Origin of the sequence: Kitasatospora sp. NPDC056327 (assembly GCF_042261735.1) — a bacterium.
In the GTDB taxonomy this organism is placed as follows: Bacteria; Actinomycetota; Actinomycetes; order Streptomycetales; family Streptomycetaceae; genus Kitasatospora.
Window position 1 is genome coordinate 1 of record NZ_JBHJRC010000532.1, and the last position, 1969, is coordinate 1969.

Sequence of the window (1969 nt, forward strand, 5' to 3'; positions counted from 1 at the left end):
ACCGCCCTCACCGCCCACACCACCCGCATCCGCCGACGCTTCGCCCTCGGCCCCACCGACCGCGTCCTCCAGTTCGCCGCCCTCGCCTTCGACGCGTCCATCGACCAGATATTCCCCGCCCTGACCTGCGGGGCCGCTCTGGTCCTGCCCGAGCCCGGCCTCCTGACCCCGGCGCGGCTGCTCGACGGCCTCGACCGCCACGAGGTCACGGTCGCCAACCTGCCCCCGGCCTACTTCCGTTCGGTGATCGGCGAACTGGCCGACGGCGGGGCCGGTGTCCCGGGTTCGCTGCGGCTGATGGTCCTGGGCGGCGACGTGGTCCGGCCGGAGGAGGCGATCACCTGGACGGAGCGGTTCCCGGACGTCGAGCTGCTGAACGCCTACGGGCCGACCGAGGCGACCGTCACCAGCACCGTCCACGAGATCACCGCGGAGAGCGCCCGGCGGCCCGGCGGCATCCCCATCGGACGCCCCCTCGGCGACCGCCACCTCCACCTCCTCGACCACCACCTCCGCCCCGCACCCCTCGGCACCACCGCCGAACTCCACATCGGCGGCACCCAACTCGCCCGCGGCTACCTCAACCGACCGGCCCTCACCGCCGACCACTTCCGCCCCGACCCCCACACCGACCAACCCGGCGCCCGCCTCTACCGCACCGGCGACCTCACCCGCTGGACCACCGACGGCCACCTCACCTACCACGGCCGCACCGACCACCAGATCAAAATACGCGGCTACCGCATCGAAACCGGCGAAATAGAAACCCGCCTCCGCCAACACCCCCACATCCACGACACCACCGTCACCACCCACCACGACCAACTCGTCGCCTACCTCGTCACCACCCCGGGCGGCACCACCGAGGGGATCCGGGACTGGCTCGCCGAGCGGCTGCCCGACTACCTGGTCCCCACCCTGTTCGTCCCGCTGGACGAGATCCCGCGCACCGTCGGCGGCAAGACCGACCGCTCCCGGCTGCCCGACCCCGACGGCCACCGGCCCGAGCCGGCCGGTGCCCACGAGCCGCCGCGCGACGCCACCGAGCGGGCCGTCGCCGAGGTCTGGCAGGAGGTCCTCCAGCTCGACCGGATCGGCGTCCACGACAACTTCTTCGACCTCGGCGGCCACTCCCTCCTCGCCACCCTGGCCGTGGCCCGCCTGACGAAGGCGCTGGAGCGGCCCGTCGACGTCCGGCTCTTCTTCGAACGGCCGACGATCGCCGAGTTCGCCGCCGCCCTGCCGCCCGCGCCGTCGCGCCCGGAGCCGATGATCGGCCGGATGGTCCGCACCGGGGACTTCCCGCTCTCCTTCGCGCAGGAGGGCCTGTGGTTCCTCCACCGGCTGGCCCCGGAGGCGCCCGACTACATGGCGGCGCTGGCCTGGCGCGTCGACGGCGCACTCGACCGGGCGCGGCTGGACCGGGCCCTGGAACGGCTCGCCGCCCGCCACGAGTCGCTGCGCACCACCTTCCCGCTGGTCGACGCGCAGCCCGTGCAGCGGGTGCGGGCGGCGGCCGGGCTCGCCGCCGCCTGGCACGACCTGCGCGGTCTCGACGACCCGTACGGCGAGGCGGTCCGGCAGGCCGGTGCGGAGCTGCACCGCCCGTTCGACCTGGCCGCGGGCCCGCTGGTCCGGGTCACCGCCTGGCAGGTGGGCGCCGAGGACCACCTGCTGGTCCTGGCGCTGCACCACATCGTCTCGGACGGCTGGTCGCTGGGCGTGCTGGTCCGCGAGCTGGGGGTGCTGTACGACGGCGGGTCGCTGCCCGACCTCCCGGTCCAGTACGCGGACTTCGCGGACTGGCAGCGCCGGGAGCTGGCCGGCGAGGGCCTGGAGCAGGGCCTGACGTACTGGCGGGAGCGGCTGGCCGCGCTGCCGGCCCTGGAACTGCCGACCGACCGGCCCCGGCCCGCCGAACCCTCCTGGACCGGCGCCACCCGCGAGTTCACCCTCGAACCCGAACTCG

1 protein-coding gene is annotated in these 1969 nt (G+C 74.6%); it reads left to right on the forward strand.

The window, feature by feature from the left end:
- The coding region (locus tag ACFCX4_RS36080) for a condensation domain-containing protein (RefSeq protein ID WP_376151685.1) at positions 1-1969 on the forward strand (1969 nt) is incomplete at both ends.